The sequence below is a fragment of the Paenibacillus xinjiangensis genome, assembly GCF_059686975.1.
In genome coordinates this window covers 20,130-36,349 of the sequence record NZ_JCAALS010000020.1, presented here as the reverse complement: position 1 = coordinate 36,349, position 16,220 = coordinate 20,130, and the positions used below count along the sequence as shown (strand labels likewise).

At 49.3% G+C, this 16,220-nt stretch carries 13 protein-coding genes; 7 read left to right on the top strand and 6 right to left on the bottom strand.

The window, feature by feature from the left end:
- Positions 1 to 146: 146 nt before the first annotated feature.
- Complete coding sequence (locus AC6ESP_RS19430; RefSeq protein WP_497098389.1) at positions 147 to 806, bottom strand: hypothetical protein; 660 nt, start codon at positions 804 to 806, stop codon at positions 147 to 149.
- Positions 807 to 1,101: 295 nt separating this feature from the next.
- Between AC6ESP_RS19430 and AC6ESP_RS19425 the strand changes: the two genes are divergently transcribed.
- Positions 1,102 to 2,073, top strand: a complete 972-nt coding sequence (locus AC6ESP_RS19425) for an aldo/keto reductase (RefSeq protein WP_497098388.1) — start codon at positions 1,102 to 1,104, stop codon at positions 2,071 to 2,073.
- Here AC6ESP_RS19425 and AC6ESP_RS19420 read toward each other — a convergent pair.
- Positions 2,070 to 2,972, bottom strand: coding sequence for a LysR family transcriptional regulator (locus AC6ESP_RS19420; protein ID WP_497098387.1), 903 nt, complete (start codon positions 2,970 to 2,972; stop codon positions 2,070 to 2,072). The genes AC6ESP_RS19425 and AC6ESP_RS19420 overlap by 4 nt on opposite strands.
- A 171-nt stretch (positions 2,973 to 3,143) precedes the next feature.
- Here AC6ESP_RS19420 and AC6ESP_RS19415 point away from each other — a divergent pair, with 171 nt between their 5' ends.
- The gene (locus AC6ESP_RS19415; protein WP_497098465.1) at positions 3,144 to 4,169 is read left to right on the top strand and encodes a YeiH family protein; all 1,026 of its coding nucleotides are present in this window, start codon (positions 3,144 to 3,146) and stop codon (positions 4,167 to 4,169) included.
- 108 nt (positions 4,170 to 4,277) lie between these two features.
- A complete protein-coding gene (locus tag AC6ESP_RS19410; protein WP_497098386.1) occupies positions 4,278 to 4,853 on the top strand; it encodes a hypothetical protein in 576 nt (191 codons plus the stop codon).
- Position 4,854: 1 nt separating this feature from the next.
- Here AC6ESP_RS19410 and AC6ESP_RS19405 read toward each other — a convergent pair whose 3' ends face one another.
- The 4 genes from AC6ESP_RS19405 to AC6ESP_RS19390 form a co-directional block, all read right to left on the bottom strand.
- Positions 4,855 to 6,702: a GTP-binding protein gene (locus AC6ESP_RS19405; protein WP_497098385.1), complete on the bottom strand. Its 1,848-nt coding sequence runs from the start codon at positions 6,700 to 6,702 to the stop codon at positions 4,855 to 4,857.
- A 163-nt stretch (positions 6,703 to 6,865) separates the two neighbouring features.
- On the bottom strand, positions 6,866 to 9,022 hold the full coding sequence (locus AC6ESP_RS19400) for a bifunctional 2',3'-cyclic-nucleotide 2'-phosphodiesterase/3'-nucleotidase (protein ID WP_497098464.1): 2,157 nt from the start codon (positions 9,020 to 9,022) through the stop codon (positions 6,866 to 6,868).
- 377 nt (positions 9,023 to 9,399) lie between these two features.
- Positions 9,400 to 10,146: a type I methionyl aminopeptidase gene (gene map, locus AC6ESP_RS19395; protein WP_497098384.1), complete on the bottom strand. Its 747-nt coding sequence runs from the start codon at positions 10,144 to 10,146 to the stop codon at positions 9,400 to 9,402.
- A gap of 196 nt (positions 10,147 to 10,342) precedes the next feature.
- On the bottom strand, positions 10,343 to 10,570 hold the full coding sequence (locus AC6ESP_RS19390) for a hypothetical protein (RefSeq protein WP_497098383.1): 228 nt from the start codon (positions 10,568 to 10,570) through the stop codon (positions 10,343 to 10,345).
- 196 nt (positions 10,571 to 10,766) lie between these two features.
- Between AC6ESP_RS19390 and AC6ESP_RS19385 the strand changes: the two genes are divergently transcribed.
- The 4 genes from AC6ESP_RS19385 to AC6ESP_RS19370 all read left to right on the top strand — a co-directional run bounded on the left by AC6ESP_RS19385 (position 10,767) and on the right by AC6ESP_RS19370 (position 16,220).
- Positions 10,767 to 11,705 carry a LacI family DNA-binding transcriptional regulator gene (locus tag AC6ESP_RS19385; protein WP_497098382.1) on the top strand — a complete coding sequence of 313 codons (939 nt, stop codon included), beginning with the start codon at positions 10,767 to 10,769 and terminating at the stop codon, positions 11,703 to 11,705.
- A gap of 29 nt (positions 11,706 to 11,734) precedes the next feature.
- Positions 11,735 to 13,018 (top strand): MFS transporter, encoded by a 1,284-nt coding sequence (locus AC6ESP_RS19380; protein WP_497098381.1) that lies wholly within the window; start codon positions 11,735 to 11,737, stop codon positions 13,016 to 13,018.
- 114 nt (positions 13,019 to 13,132) lie between these two features.
- The gene (locus tag AC6ESP_RS19375; protein ID WP_497098380.1) at positions 13,133 to 13,636 is read left to right on the top strand and encodes a hypothetical protein; all 504 of its coding nucleotides are present in this window, start codon (positions 13,133 to 13,135) and stop codon (positions 13,634 to 13,636) included.
- A 301-nt stretch (positions 13,637 to 13,937) separates the two neighbouring features.
- Positions 13,938 to 16,220, top strand: coding sequence for an ATP-binding protein (locus tag AC6ESP_RS19370; RefSeq protein WP_497098379.1), 2,283 nt, complete (start codon positions 13,938 to 13,940; stop codon positions 16,218 to 16,220).

Sequence of the window (16,220 nt, the reverse complement as noted above, 5' to 3'; positions counted from 1 at the left end):
AGATTCTGAATGGACAGATCAGCAGACCCATCTTTTGATATCTATAGAAGAACTAGAGCGTTCTTATGCCTTTTATTTTCAGAGCGATGAAGTGGATAATGCTCTCCTAACCAAAATAGCTTTATCCTTTCGACTCAAGTAGCGTTCTATCCTTCATCTGCATACAAAGCAAACAACGTCTCAACCGGCTTGAAATAGAGATGACCGTCCTCCCACGGCTGAAAATGCAACTCCATTCGCGAATCTCCCCAATTAACGGGTGTCCCAGTGGTCTGCAGCTTTCTCGGAACGACTGGCTCCTCCACAACAGCAGGAAACTCCTGATATCCGAACAGCAGATTCTCATGCATCGCGATGATCTCATACTTCGGCCCGTAGAAAGCATGCTCTTCCTGCAGCTGGTAATGATAGTAGATATAGCTGCTCATCATCTCCGGCTTCAAATGTGCAACTCTTCCTACTCTTCGCTCGACCGGCTCCTTCCGTCGCCAATGCTCCTGGCCTGCTGGTTCATTGAAGTGGAAGACGTCAATCATTGGAATCCATTTGCGAGGCGAATCCTGACCAGGCCAGTCCGCCAAGTATAGAGTGAGACCGTGCAGCAGCTCCTCCGGATGAACCTCGAACCCGTCTATACACTCATAATATATAAATACATTCCTCTTCCATAGGAACGCAGCTGCGGTCATGAGCTGACCTGCATCCAGATAAGCCTGTATATGCCGTCCCTCATCTATAGCTGCAAGTCCCTCCTGCTCCATACCTTCTGTCAGCTGCGCATGCATGATTACACGTGCAATACTCATTCGCTCTCCCGTCCCTCTCCGCTTCAGCATCACTTCAGAAACAGAAACGTTCTCATTAAAAATGATCCCATATCGCATCACAATTGTCTATTCGCCAAAATGCATAAAAATGTTTGGACAATGTTACATTAATTAACATATTTATTCCCAGACCGAGGTATTACTCAAAGGCACTAGCCAACCGAAGAAGCAGGCACTCCGCGAATCTTCCCAAACGCGCTAAGAGTACCTATACTATTATTCATATCCTTGCTTCCCCTATATCTTAGGCTTATGACAAGAGGAGTGAATCATTATGGAATATAGACGACTTGGCAACAGCGGCCTTCAAGTGTCCGCACTCGGACTTGGCACGAATTCCTTCGGCTCTCGTGCAGATCAAGCCGCGTCGGATCGAATCATTCATTACGCACTGGATAGCGGAATCAACTTCCTCGATACAGCTAATATTTATGCTGGCACAAGATCCGAATCTATTATCGGTGCAGCGATTGCTGGCAGACGGAGCGAGGTTGTGCTCGCTACTAAGGCAGGACTCGTCCGCGGAGAAGGCCCTAATTCCCGCGGCTCCTCGCGTTACCATTTGGAGCAAGAGCTAGAGGGCAGCCTTAAGAGACTCCAGACGGATTATGTGGATCTATATCAGATTCATACCTTCGATCCAGACACTCCTCTGGAAGAAACGCTCCGCGCGCTGGAGAATATGGTGTGCTCCGGTAAAGTGCGTTATATCGGCGCATCCAATTATGCAGCTTGGGAGCTGATGAAGGCTCTGGGCATAAGCGATCGTCTTGGACTGAGCCGTTACATATCGACACAGACGAGCTATTCCCTTGCTGACCGCACACCCGAGAGAGAGCTAGTACCGCTGTGCCTCGATCAAGGGGTCGGCATCATTCCTTATTTTCCGCTTGCTGGCGGTGTTCTAACAGGCAAATACCGTGCAGAGCAATCAGCTCCCGCTGGGTCAAGGGCCGACAAAGACCCGAAATTCAGCCGGTTCTTCACGGAGGCGAACTTGAAGCTCGGCCAGGATGTAGGACAGCTCGCGCAGCAGCTCGATTGCTCGGCCAGTATACTGTCTTTGGCATGGCTCATGCAGCAGCCCATCGTCTCGACTGTTATTGTCGGAGCATCCAGCGTAGAGCAGCTTGAGCATAACAGCAGGAGCATCTCCTTGAAGCTCGATTCCTCAACCCTTCATGAGCTTGATGTCATCAGCCAGCCTTTCCGCAGCGGAGAGCCCTTCGCACTGTACCGACTCTAGTAATAGAGATTATCTGGCAGGCCCTTATGGGAGCGCAAAATATCTATGAATAGCTCTGCCGCCTTCGTATGAAGCTGATCCTCCAAGGTCAGCAGCAAGAAATCCCGTTCAACAGGCTGACCTTCAATGGTCAGCCTGTTCAGTGTCCCAAGTGAGATCTCCTTCCGTACCGCCCAATGGGATAATAACGATATGCCTAGACCTGCTTCCACCGATTCTTTAATGATCTGGGTGCTTCCGAACTCCATCTGGTGCTCAGGGTGCACCCCTTTGCTCTTGAACATCCTATCTGTTGCCTCTCTTGTTCCGGAGCCCTCCTCCCGCACAATCCATATCTCCTTATTGAGGCTTGCGGCATCAATATCCTTAAGGCCGCCGAATTTATGGGTGGCTGCTGCAACAACATACATACGGTCTTTGGCAAAAGACTCGATATGCAGCTTGCCATGCTCGAGCTCCCCTTCAACAATGCCAATATCCAGCTGTCTAGCTGCTACAAGTGCTGAGATATCCTTCGTATTGCCTATCGTAATCGTTGGCTTAATTAGCGGATAATGGGTCTGCAAATAGGCAATCGTATGGGGAAGCACATATTCTCCGAACGTATAGCTGGCCCCGATTGCGAGCGTTCCGCTAGCGGTATGCATCAAGTCATCAACCAGACACTGCATTCGAGTGTACAGTCCAGTTATTTCCTTACTGTGGCGATAGACGATCTCTCCCGCTTTGTTCAGTCTCACATACTTATTACTGCGCTCCAGCAGCTTCGTCCCAATTGCACTCTCGAGCGCCTGAATATGCTGGCTGACAGCTGGCTGCGTCATATGAAGCGCCTCAGCCGCACGTGTGAAGCTCATCTTCTCTGCTACAGTCATGAATACGAGCAGCGATTGATCCATTATCTGTGACCTTCCTTCTCTTTCTCGATCAATTACAGGACTTGCATAAGTGATTCATTATCATATCCATTATAACAATTTATTTTTCTTATCATCGCAATTCCATTATGCTAATTCCATTAGAACAATCTAACGAGGTGATACCACTTGGGAGCTCTCACTCATTACGCTATCGCTTATCTCCACGACCATAGACGACATACGACCAAATTAACAGGCTGGCTGGGCGGAATTACCTTTACTGCCTTGATCGCTGGGGCGGCTTATCTACTCGCACAGCTGCCTATCATGGACCGTGCTGGCCAGATGGCTGTCGCACTGATCGGCGCTGTTATATACAGGCAACTAATGGGCTATCCCCAGCGGCTGCGGACCGGCATCCAATTCTCGTCGAAGCAGCTGCTGCGGCTCGCTATTATATTGTTCGGCTTGAAGCTTAATATTGGAACGATCCTCCAAGAAGGCTGGAGCCTTCTTCTTCAAGCGGCTGTCACCGTTCTTGTCGCCATAGGACTGACGCTCTGGCTGGCGCGCAAGCTTAAGGCCGACTTCTCACTTTCTCTGCTGCTCGGAATCGGGACTGGCATATGCGGAGCGGCCGCCATTGCCGCTGTCTCACCGATTGTGAAAGCAAGAGATGAGGATACGGCAATCGGAGCTGGACTTATCGCCCTAATCGGTACGATATTCGCGATTGGCTATACCGCTATCCGCCCACTCCTGCCATTGACGGATGAGCAATATGGCATTTGGGCTGGAATCAGTCTTCATGAGATTGCACATGTTGCTCTTGCAGCTGGTCCGGGCGGGCAGGATGCTGTCGCCCTTGCCTTGTTAGCCAAGCTCAGCAGAGTATTCCTGCTTGTGCCGCTATGCTTCCTTCTTATGTTCGTAATGAAGCACAGAGGTGCAGTAGAGCCGGGCACGAAGATTGCATTCCCATGGTTTCTTATTGGCTTCATTGCCATGAGCAGCTTCGGAAGCTTCAGTGCAGGGACTTCATTTGCAATCCCTGAACAAGCAATGGAGCTGATCGCCCAATCGACTTCATTCCTGCTCGCAATGGCCATGGTTGGGCTTGGTCTGAATGTGAACCTGAAGGCACTTCGTACAAAAGCCCTTCGTCCACTATTAGCCATGACATTGTCATCCGTCCTGCTTTCGCTCGCAACACTGCTGTATGCCATTATGTTTTAGTGCTCAGTGGACGACTACCACATTACCTGCAACATTTGACCGTTTTTCTCGTCAACTATATTAGCAGCATATATTTCTACACAAGTTGGTCTTGAAAGGATGAGCCTCATGAAGCAAAGACGTATGACACACACCATTACTTTTTTCGCGGCCGCAGCAGCTGTATGCCTTGCCTTAGCAGGATGCTCTACCGCCAATAATGAAGAGGGCAATGTAAACTCCAGCCCTACTGCTCCACCTGCTCAGAGTGAGACAGCTACCCCTACTGCAACTAATCCTCCGCCTGAAGCAACACCTGCAACGGTCACGGAAGGCAATCCATACGAAGCAGCCGGCATCAACGACCCTGCAGCCTTCAATAAGATGTTCGAAGCTGTGAAGCTAGCCGTTGCAACCAATGATCAAGAAGCTCTGGCCGAATATGTCCTGTATCCGCTCACGGTTAACCATGAAGGGGCTGCCTCTGTCACCATTGACAACCAAGAGCAATTCTTAGAGCAGTACGAGAGCATAGTGACCAGCAATGTCCAGACAGCTCTCGCTTCCCAAGACACCCAGACGCTATTCGTCAATTATAAAGGTGTAATGGCAGGCAGCGGACAAGTGTGGTTCGGAGCCACTACCGATGATCCTCAGAAGGTTGGAATCATTGCAATCAATGCAGATACACCAACCAATCCATAGGTTATAACGCACAAGGCTTGCCAATCATCGTAGGATAGATGAATGGCAAGCCTTGTGTTCGATCAGGCAGCTCTACCCTAATGAGGCGATCACCTTGCAGCACTGGCGCTTCGAACACCCCTCGCATCATCACAAGATCATTCATGACCCGTCCTCCATTCTCTTCGGGGACGACGATTCGGAACTGCAGAACAGGCTCCAGCAGCTGAGTGCCTACAGCCGCCAAGCCGTTCATAATGCCCATCGGCGTCGCAACGGCAAAATCGAGTGGATGCGTATGCCACACATGATGCTGACCCTCGGTTAGCGTCACCTTCAGATCAACAACCTCCCAGCCGTATAGCCCCTGCTGCAGCGCTTCTGGAACACGGCGAGCTACTTCATTCTGATATTGCGGCAGCAGCTCCTCAAAGCGGACGAATGCCTCATAGCTTAGACCGCTGTCACGCTGACTAGGTTCGATCTTGAAGCGCAGAATTGCCCAACAAGGCTTCGGCATTGTATAAGCAATATAGCCTTCACCAGCTTGCTTCGGAGTCTCCTTGTAAATAACAGATGGCTGTCCGAACTGTACATTCAGACCGAATCTGCTTGCCATTACATTGGTCAATATTTCAAGCTGAATAGGCCCCATTACCTTCACATGCAGCTCTCGTTCCTCCTGCAGCCATTGCATATCGAGCAGCGGGTCTTCGTCCGACAGCTCCTGCAGCGCCTGTACGATCGCCGGATACTGCTGCTGGTCAGTCCAATGAGCCTGCACCGTCAATAAAGGCACAGCCAGCCGAACCTCTTCTGGAACCGCATCGGGGACGCCCAAGATGTCTCCAATGCGCACATGGGACATGCCGCATACGGCAGCGATATCTCCCGCCTCCAGCATACCGAGATCCTCCGAGCGTCCCCCTTCAACCTTGCGGATCTGCGTCACCTTCTCGTCAAGGCTCTGCGAATAATTGCGAATCACGTCGCGATTGCGTATCGACCCCTCGTATAGGCGAACGAATGCCATTCTCCCCATCGTTTTGTACCGCTCGATTTTGAATACGATGCCTGACAGCGGAGCATGTGAATCATTGCTTGGGGCAGGCAAATAATCAATCATAGCGTCCATCAGCTGTGTTACACCTATGCCTTTTCCTGAAGCGCCATACAGCACTGGATACAGCTCCGCCTGCTTAGCCATCTGTGCAGCATGCTGCTTCCACTCCTGCGTTGTAAGCGGCTCTCCGCTAATATAACTCTGCAGAAGCTCTTCATCCCGCTCAGCCACCATCTCTATTAATGCCGTCCGTGTATCCGCAGCCACTTGAGGTCCCCATAAGTCATTAACTCCTTCGAACTGCTGCTCCATGCCTATCGGGCTCTGCACCTCTAGAAGTTCCTCAGACAAATAGCTTCGGATATCTTGTAGAACAGCCTCGTGGTCTGCTCCGACACGATCCATTTTGTTCATATAGATTAGAGTTGGGATTCGCAGCTTGCGCAGAGCATTCCAGATCATCTCGGTCTGCGCCTGAACACCCTCCACAGCCGACACAATAAGCACTGCGCCATCCATCACCCGCAGAGAACGCTCCACCTCCGACAGGAAGTCGACATGTCCGGGCGTGTCCACTAGATTGATATTCGTATCTCTCCATACAAAAGAAGTCGTAGCGGCCCTTACCGAAATGCCTCGTTCCTTCTCCACATCCATCCAGTCCGTTAGCGCCGTACCTGCATCTACACTGCCAAGCGAGCGAGTTCTGCCGCTTGTGAATAGCATATGCTCGGTCGTTGTCGTCTTGCCTGCATCGACATGAGCAAATATTCCCACATTGCGTCGATTCGCATTGCCCTGTACCATAAGCGTATTTCTCCTGTTCTATCGTCTCAATCCTATTAGGATAGCGGTTTCATTTCATTACGAATAGCTTACTCGGGCAGCAGTCTCCCGTCAACGCCGCCATATCTGCACACCCATAGAGAAAGGGCCCCATTGGGGCCCTTTCTCTGCTGCTATCTTGATTTTACTTGCTGGCAGGGATGAGGATTTTCTGACCAATTGCCAGGAAGTTCGGATTGCTCAGCTTGTTATATGCGGCAAGCTTCTGCCAAGTCGTACCGTGCTTGATCGCAATATGCCACAGCGTATCGCCTTTCTTAACCGTGTACACGATATCCGTCGAAGCAGGCGGCTCTGGCTTCGGCTCTGGATCTGGTTTCGGATCTGGTTTCGGATCTGGTTTCGGGTCAGGCTTCGGCTCTGGCTTCACTACAGCTGGAACGGATAGATCCAGCTTAAACTCTGCATATCCCTCTGCTGTATCTCCAACGTAGGACAACGTATCAATCGTCTCCGATAGCGCCTTGGCATCAGGAGAAGTCAGGAAGGATACGTTGACCTTCCCGTTGATTGGAGCAAGTGACCAGTTGCCGTCCGCTGCTGGATCAATGGTTTGGAACGAGCGAATATAATCAATGATGACCTGACGGTTCTCATCAGGCGAAGCTAGAATGATTCGCTTGCCATCGGGGTTCGCGAATTTGCTCGATGAAGCACGATAGTTATTCGAGGCTACGACGAACTTTTTGCTCGCATCAATCGGCTTTCCTTCATATTGCAGGACCACGATACGGCTGGACATTTCATTGAGCAATGTGCCCTTCGCATCATATTTGGCCGGCTTGGACACATCAATCTGATAGGACACTCCGTCAATTATGTCGAAGTTGTAGGTTGGGAAGTCCAGGTTAACAAGCTCTTGCTTCTCTGTACTTGCCGCATCAATCGTGTTGAATTGTCCCGCTGACCACTCCAGCCATTCCTTCAGCTCTGCGCCTGTTACGAGTACCGCATTCACTGTATTGGAATACAGATACAAGTCAGCAACGTTCTTGATTGCAATGCTGCCAGTCGGGATATTCGTGTAATAGTTCGGGCCTTGTCGTCCGCCAGCCTTGAACGGCGCACCGGCCGACAATACAGGAATCCCCTCGTATTCGGTGCCCTGCAGATGCTGCTCTACATACCATTTCTGGGCGTTCGTTACGATCTGAATAGACGGATCATCCTGAACAAGTGCGAACCAGCTGTTAATTGGGGCGGTTGTCGTCCCTACTGGGCCGCGCACATAATCCAGTGTATGCTGATGATCGTCCGCTACAGCATCGACAATTTCCTGATCCGCTTCGACAAGCGGCTGTTTGTTCACCGTATCATAGATCGGCTTAACGGTTACTTTCGAATCGGCTACCGTCCACTCGCCATCCGTAAGCTCAAGCGTCAGGTCGATAACACCCAGATTGTTGCCCCAGAAGCCCGGTTCAACAGCAGGGACGCCGTTGATGGTGCCCTTCTCCAGATCAACGCCCGGCTTGCCTTCGAACGATTTGTCAGGGAATATTTTATGAGCATGTCCGAATAGAATTGCGTTGATATCCTTCACTTTGCTCAAGTACAGAACAGAATTCTCCATGCGATCTGTCTGCGGAATATCCTCGAAGCCAGAGTGAGGAATAGCAATGACAATGTCAGCGCCCTCAGCCTTCATCTCAGGAACGAATTTCTCTGCCGTCTTAACGATATCCTTCACAACGACCTTGCCTTCCAGCTTGGCCTTGTCCCACTGTGTAATTTGCGGCGGTACGAAGCCGATTACACCAACCTTAAGCTGATGCGTCTTACCGCTCTCATCCTTCACCTCTTTATCTAGAATCAGATAAGGCGTGAATAGATTCTCATCATTAGACTCATCATCATCGCCATCATCCACATAAATATTCGAGTTCACATAAGGGAAGTTAGCGCCAGCAAGCGAAGCATTCAGGAAGTCCAAGCCATAGTTGAATTCATGATTGCCGAGATTGCCTGCATCATAGTCCAGCAAGTTCATCGCCTTATAGACCGGATGCACCTCGCCTTGCTGCAGGACATCGATGGTGGCAACGTAATCACCTAGGGGATTCCCTTGAATCAGATCACCGTTGTCGAATAGCAGACTGTTAGGCGCCTCTTCACGGGCCTGCTTAATGAGCGTCGCCGTCTTGGCTAGACCATACTCATCGGTAGGCTTGTCCGCAAAATAATCATAATTCATCATGTTGACATGCAAATCCGTCGTTTCCATGATACGGAGCTGCACCGTGCCTTCCTCTCCAGCTGCTGCCCAAGCGGAGAATGGCATGACAGTCAAGCCAACTGCTACAACAACCGAAAGCGTGCCTCTCCAACCATGCTTACCTGCTTTACCCAATGTCATTTCCTCCCTCTCTACCTCTCCTTAATGTGCTGAATAATCAGCCGATGATGCACCAATTTTATCCATAATTATGTATTGTCTTGGCATCATTTGTATTATTCTAGGTCAAGAAGACTGAATTGTCACGCAATTATTTTGTTAAAATATTACACATTATGTAAGAAGTTCAAAGGTTCAATGGAAGGCGTGAACATATGTAACAATACGGCAGGCAAGCATATCAAAAAGACCTCTCCATGGGCGCCAATCCAACTCTCATAAGAGAAGAACGACATCTATAGAAAGGTCTTCCTGCACTCGCTTTATTGCTCAGTCAGAATGATTGGTCCATTCGCTGTGATGGCGATCGTATGCTCATACTGTGCCGATAGCTTGCCATCTCTTGTACGAGCGGTCCAACCATCGGAATCAATCTTAGTCTGATACGTCCCAACGTTCAGCATCGGTTCAATAGTGAACACCATACCTTCTTTAATGCGGGGGCCTTTGTTAGGCGGTCCATAATGAGGAACCTGCGGGTCCTCATGCATATCCTGACCAATGCCATGCCCAATGAAGTCACGCACGACCGAGAAGCCCTCAGCTTCCGCATAAGCTTGAATAGCATGGGATACATCACCGATGCGATTGCCTGCAACCGCCTGCTCGATACCTTTATAGAGGGAATCCTTCGTCACTTGCAGCAGCCGCCTTGCTTCCTCCGACACTTCTCCTACGGCATAGGACCATGCGGAATCGGCTAACCAGCCATTCAAGTTGACAACCATATCTATCGTTACGATATCGCCGCTGTTTAATTTCTCATTGCGCGGGAAGCCGTGGCAAATAACGTCGTTAACCGAAGCACAGGTTGCGAATGGATAGCCTTTATAGCCCTTCTGCTCAGGGGTCGCGCCCATCTGCTTCATGAGCTTCTCTACATAACGGTCGATTTCAAGTGAGGTAATACCCGGCTCGATCAGACCGGCAATCTGCCTATGGCATTCAGCCAATATTTTGCCCGCTTCAAGCATGCGGTTAATCTCGGCCTCTGTCTTAATCACAATCATCTGTTTCTCCTTCTTCCTTCTTCACTAAATTTCTAACGGGCTAACGAAAGTCACTGTACCTCAGCATACCTCAGTGACAAGCTTGCTTGCAAATCCAATCCTGCTCTTTTTCCAAAAAAATCAGCAAAAAAGCCCCTTCTATTCAGAAGGGACTCTCATAGGCATTACCATTTATAATTCAAAATGATCGTAATCATTATTCCGTCTCACCTTCAGATGCTTCCTCTGCAGTGGCGCTTGCTTCCTCTGCAACAGCAGCTTCTTCTGCAGCAGCCTCCGCTTCCACCTCAGCAGCGGCTTCTTCCTCTGCTTCAGCTTCTTCTTGGGCTGCTTCTTCTGCAGCAGCTTCCTCTGCAACGATCTCTACGGACTCCTCCGCTGCTTGCTCTTCAGTCGCTTGAACAACTTCCTCCTCATGACTCATATTATCACCTCCCTACTATTAACTATCTTAATTGTAGCGCTTTCATAAAAGTAAACAAGAGGTGTAAATTGTCGATTCTTGGGATATTTCTATTTATTTTTCCATTAGTTCCTTCGACCCTCTAGACGAATCGCTATTTCGCATGACATAATAACTTAACCGTTTAAGTAAAAGTGGAGATGAGGTTGCCTTTTGTATGAAAAAAGCCACTCTCAAGGATATCGCCAAGGAGGCCTGTGTCTCGATCGCAACCGTCAGCTATGTCCTTAACAATGTCCCTAATCAGACGATCCCCGAGGATACCAAAAATCGTGTGCTCGGTGTGGTGAAGCGGCTAGGCTATGTGCCTAACTTGGCCGCACGCTCATTAGCGAAGCCTACCTCTGGACTAATAGGCATTCTAGTCAATCGCAGCAGGCACGAGGCATTATGGCAGCAGCTCCGTTATGCACGCTTCATCAGCCAGCTAGAAGGCCGGCTCACAGACAGCGGCTATCATGTTGTGCTGTCCAGCATCGATCCTGATAACCCAAGACTCGACATTATTATGGAGAGGAAGCTGGACGCCGTCGTTCTAATTGATGTGAAGCAGAACGTCTTTTATCAGATTGCCAATCTATTCAGCTTCGGCGTACCGCTGATCATTGTGGATGCACTCATCGATGACGAATTATTTTACAAAGTTCATTATCACTATGCAGATGCATTTGCTACAGCAGCGGCCTATCTGGCGCAGCCCTATCAATACGCCGTTGTAGAGTCCTTCCATAACGAGGAGCTTGCTGCGGCTGTCCGGCGGTGGACCGGATTAGCGGAGGACGCGATTCACACCATGCAAAATGAAGAAGAATTAGCCGTTTTTTTGATACAAAATCAAGGTAGGAACGGTGTGATCATGAACGAGTTCATAGGGACGACCGCTGCCAAATACACGGACCCTGCTCGTATGCTTGTCATCTGCACCTCTAACTGTCCGGATATCCTCCCTCTCCCTGCAGCACGCCTAACCTTTGGGGACCGCAAGACAGATGAGGCCTTCCAGCTCATTATGCAGATGCTTCGCCATGAAGCCTACGTTCCGACCCATAAATATATACAAATAGAAGGGCAGTTGATTTCTAGCACCACAGACTAACCGTGCCCCAATCTGAAGGAGGATAAACCATGCTTGAGCTCGCTAAACCATCCCCCCAGCCTGGAAGTTCACAACAAGCACAGGCAGTCGAGACTTCCATCTGGCGCAATCGTCCCTTTACGATCGTATTCACAAGCTATGGCATTTCTTTATTAGGCAATACGTTCCACAGCATTGCACTGAATCTATGGGTACTGCAGACAACCGGCAGCGCCAAGCTTATGTCCACCGTCTTTATTACGCAGCTCATCGTCGTCATGCTGTTCGGATCAGTCGCCGGAACGATTGCTGATCGCGTGGACCGGCGAACCCTTATGTGGACTACGGATCTCGTTCGCTTCGTTCTGGTAGCCCTGATCGCTCTAATGATGTACCTGCCTGGCAGCCCATTCATTGTCATTGTCCTGCTAACCGGTCTAGTTTCACTGGCATCTGCCTTCCGAACCCCTGCCTTTCAAGCTTCTCTCATTAATCTTGTTGGCAAGGATCATGTCACCAAGGCCGTTGGCCTCATGACCATCGCAGATAACTTCATTCGCATAGGAGGCTTCGCGCTGGGCGGCATTGCAGTAGCTGCTTTCGGTGGCGTATTCGCAATAGCCATTGATTCGGTCGCATTCCTGCTATCCGCTGTTCTCATCTTCTTCGCAGGCCAATTCCCCTACTCGTCACAGCAGACAGAAAAGGCAGAGGCAGCGACCAAGACCTCCTTCAAGGAGGATTTCACATCCGGCTTTCGCTACATTTGGAGCAACACCTTCGTCAGGTCTATTATTCTGCTGCTGCCGTTAGCGATATTCTTCTTCACCTCTACCTTCATGCTCATTCAAGTAATGGCTGTACAGGTGTGGAAGGCTACCCCCTTCATGTTCGGCTTGCTGGAGGCTTGTATCCCTCTTGGTTATGTCGTTGGCTCGTTCCTCATTATCCGATTAGACACCCGGCTGCGTAAGAAAGGCATATGGATTATGGGCAGTCTGCTCGGCATGGGACCACTATTCATTATCATCGCCCAATCGAGCACAGCCTTCGTGGCGCTTCCATTCATTCTGCTCGTCGGGTTCCTGTTCTCGTTCAGCACCACAATGGTATTCGTCTTGCTGCGACTAGCCATCGAGCCTTCACTGCAAGGAAGAGTATTCGGGCTGCTAGGCTCGTTAACGAGTGTCGCTCCTCCGATCGGTCTTGCTGTATTCTCGATCCTATCCGATATCTACGGCCCTGCCATCATCATTACAATTAGCGGCGTCGCTATGCTCATCATCGTTAGTGCCAGCTTCATCCCTATGAAATCTATCCGGAATTATGATTAACCTGCTTAACTAGACTTTAGTCCAGTAGGTGTATCCCCCCAAGAATGAGGACAGTGAACGAACTTCCATGTATGCTGGTATTAACCATTACTATAGTAGAGGAGTTTGTGATACATGACTAAACGAACGATCCTTGGTCCTGTCCTCATCCTGTTCGGTGTCTACCTGTTCCTGAATCAAGGGCAGACATTCGGTCCAGGCACGATTTTCAGTTATTTCTGGCCCAGCCTGTTCGTCATTCCACTAGGCCTGTTCTTCCACTGGATGTATTTCTCCATGACCGGCAGAAAAGGAATCGGCCTCCTTGTTCCCGGAGGCGTGCTGCTCACCGCAGGAATCGTGTCCCAGATCGCGATGTTATTCGACAACTGGGTATATATGTGGCCTGGATTTGTATTAGCACCCGCCGTAGGCCTATTTGAATTATATTGGTTCGGCAAGCGCAACAAATGGCTGCTCGTTCCGATCAATATTCTAACCGTGCTCTCCCTGCTGTTCTTCGCAGTCTTCTCAATCGGCACATTCTTCAATCAAATGACGGTACTGCGTCCATTCCTTGCCGTCGTATTGATTGCCGCTGGTTCATTCTTTCTGGTTAGGCGCCGACAAGAAGGCTAACTACGCGATAGACACTTAGCATGATCTGCAGCCGTATAAGCGTTACATTCATAAAAGGACATATAAACAATAGGCCACCTGCCTATGTTTATATGTCCTTTTTTTCCATAATTTTGAATATTTTATTCTTCTTATTTTGGTTAGGAGTTATTTGGAGCTATCTACTCGACATATTATAATAGTTGCAGACACCAACGTACGTATATACTTCATAATCTAATATTTTGAATAAACAAGGAATTCTACAGCAGAATGTCTAATCATACTAATGCAGCTTAGAATATCACGGGAGGCAAGTATATTGTCGATTAAAGCGAAACTATCATGGTTCATTTCATTGACCGTAGCTATTATCCTTTTACTGAACATATCGATCTATTACTTCTCCTCTAAGTCCCAGCTTCAGCACAATGCTGAACAGCAGATGATTGTTATTGCCAAGCAAATTGGGGAGACCATGGAATCTGCGCAGAAATCCAAGCTGTTAATTGAGAATATGTTAGGGGAACGGCTTAGACTCGCCGCCATAGCTGCCAAGAACCAGCTTGATCCCAATATAGACAACGTCAAGAACGAGCAGCTCGTCCAATTGAGCAAAGAGATTGGTGTCGACCATATAACGCTGTGGAAAAGAATAAATGACGACATTGTTGTATTGAAATCATCCGATCCCAAAGAGATCAACCTGAGCTCCAAAACATGGGACTACTGGTTCACAGCATTCAATCAGCTGTTCGATAACTATAATGTAACGATTCCTGAAGGACAGAAGCTGCCGAACTTCTGGTCAGGACCGATTAACTTCTCTACCTCTGACCCTAATCAGATTAATAAGTGGGGCAGCTACTACGACGGAACGACCAACTATATTATTAATCCATTTGTCAATGCGAAGGAATTTCTGGATTTCGAGCAGACGAACGGAAGCGAGGCCATCGCCTCACAGGTGCTAAGAGATAATCCAGAGATTCTCGAGGTGACTGGCTTCGATCCGCAGTTCGTCGGACAGAAGCCGCTCATCAAGATCAAGCAAGGGCTGCCTGTCTACAATCTAGACGTCCGCAGTGTTATATTCGGTCAGTATACCTTCACAGATACTCTCCATGATGTAGCCAACATTCACAAGGCCTCCGAGACCGGAGAAGTCGTGACGACGAAAACAACCATTAATGGCAAGAAGCTGATGAAGAGCTTTATCCCGATCCAAGCTGCCAAACCATTCGTTATTGGCGTCAGCTTCGACCATTCGACGATTGAGCATTCGCTGCTTCGTCAGCTTATTCCGCAATCCGCGATATCCCTTGGCTTGATTGCGCTTACTGTAGCTGCGAGCTCTTTCATTGTCAGCTTTATGGTGCGTTCCCTTAATCAGATACTGGTTAAGGTGAATGAAATTGCCGCAGGGAATTTCGGAGCCCGCATTCATTTGCGGAGCAGAGATGAGCTTGGACTGCTGGCTTCTCGCGTCAACACGATGAGTCATAATCTCCATAGCTATACGACGAGATTAACGGATGCTGCGGAGGAGCTGCGACATACGAAGCAATATTTGGAATCCTTCGTCAACCATACTTCAGATGCCATTCATGTATCGGATTTGGACGGACGCATCATTCAAGTAAACAAAGCGTTCGAGACGATGTATGGCTGGAGCGAGCAAGAAGCGCTCAATAGCACTCTTGATCATGTTCCTGAGGAATATGTAGATGAACAGATCGACATTCAGAGCACAGTTATGAAAGGCGGCTCAGTGACCGACCTTGAGACGGTCCGTTACGATAAAGAAGGGAAGCTGCTAGACCTCAGCATCACCGTTTCTTCGATCCGGGACGAGAGCGGCAGAATTATCGCAATTGCTACAATCTCGAGGAATATTACAGCACGCAAACAGACCGAGGAGGTGCTTCGCCGTTCAGAGAAGCTATCTGTCGTCGGTCAGCTCGCTGCCGGCGTCGCTCATGAGGTGCGCAACCCGCTGACAACGCTGCGCGGCTTCGTTCAACTGCTCCAGAGAGATGGGAAGCTCGCTCCAAGCTACTTGAATATTATGCTGTCTGAGCTTGACCGCATTAACTTCATCGTTAGTGAATTTCTCATATTCGCCAAGCCGCAGGCAAGCAAATATCAGCTTGCCAATCTGGAAGAGATTATGAATGATATCGTGATGCTGCTCCATTCAGAGGCTAACTTCAATAATATCCAGATCATCACTCAATTCGACGATCACATTCCACCGCTCCGATGTGAAGTGAACCAGCTCAAGCAGGTGTTCGTCAATATGATTAAGAATGGAATGGAAGCCATGCCAGCAGGCGGTGAGCTGGGCGTCCAGCTCACCCGCACAGCTGATGGACAGAAGATCATTATTCGGATTACGGACCACGGGTCAGGCATTACTGATGAAGCTTTGCGGCGATTAGGAGAACCCTTCTTCACCACGAAGGAAGAGGGCAATGGTCTAGGTATTATGGTCAGCCAGCAGATTATAGCCAATCACAAAGGAAGCATGAGCTTCCAGAGTGAGCTTGGCAGCGGAACCTGTGTCGAGATCATTCTGCCCCTGCCTCTGCCGCAGCCGCTGTAA

Excerpts from the sequence above, each read along its gene's own strand:
- AC6ESP_RS19430 (WP_497098389.1), bottom strand. The coding sequence starts at position 806 with ATGAGTATTGCACGTGTAATCATGCATGCGCAGCTGACAGAAGGTATG.
- AC6ESP_RS19425 (WP_497098388.1), top strand. The coding sequence starts at position 1,102 with ATGGAATATAGACGACTTGGCAACAGCGGCCTTCAAGTGTCCGCACTC.
- AC6ESP_RS19420 (WP_497098387.1), bottom strand. The coding sequence starts at position 2,972 with ATGGATCAATCGCTGCTCGTATTCATGACTGTAGCAGAGAAGATGAGC.
- AC6ESP_RS19410 (WP_497098386.1), top strand. The coding sequence starts at position 4,278 with ATGAAGCAAAGACGTATGACACACACCATTACTTTTTTCGCGGCCGCA.
- AC6ESP_RS19405 (WP_497098385.1), bottom strand. The coding sequence starts at position 6,702 with ATGGTACAGGGCAATGCGAATCGACGCAATGTGGGAATATTTGCTCAT.
- AC6ESP_RS19400 (WP_497098464.1), bottom strand. The coding sequence starts at position 9,022 with ATGCCATTCTCCGCTTGGGCAGCAGCTGGAGAGGAAGGCACGGTGCAG.
- map (WP_497098384.1), bottom strand. The coding sequence starts at position 10,146 with ATGATTGTGATTAAGACAGAGGCCGAGATTAACCGCATGCTTGAAGCG.
- AC6ESP_RS19390 (WP_497098383.1), bottom strand. The coding sequence starts at position 10,570 with ATGAGTCATGAGGAGGAAGTTGTTCAAGCGACTGAAGAGCAAGCAGCG.
- AC6ESP_RS19385 (WP_497098382.1), top strand. The coding sequence starts at position 10,767 with ATGAAAAAAGCCACTCTCAAGGATATCGCCAAGGAGGCCTGTGTCTCG.
- AC6ESP_RS19380 (WP_497098381.1), top strand. The coding sequence starts at position 11,735 with ATGCTTGAGCTCGCTAAACCATCCCCCCAGCCTGGAAGTTCACAACAA.
- AC6ESP_RS19375 (WP_497098380.1), top strand. The coding sequence starts at position 13,133 with ATGACTAAACGAACGATCCTTGGTCCTGTCCTCATCCTGTTCGGTGTC.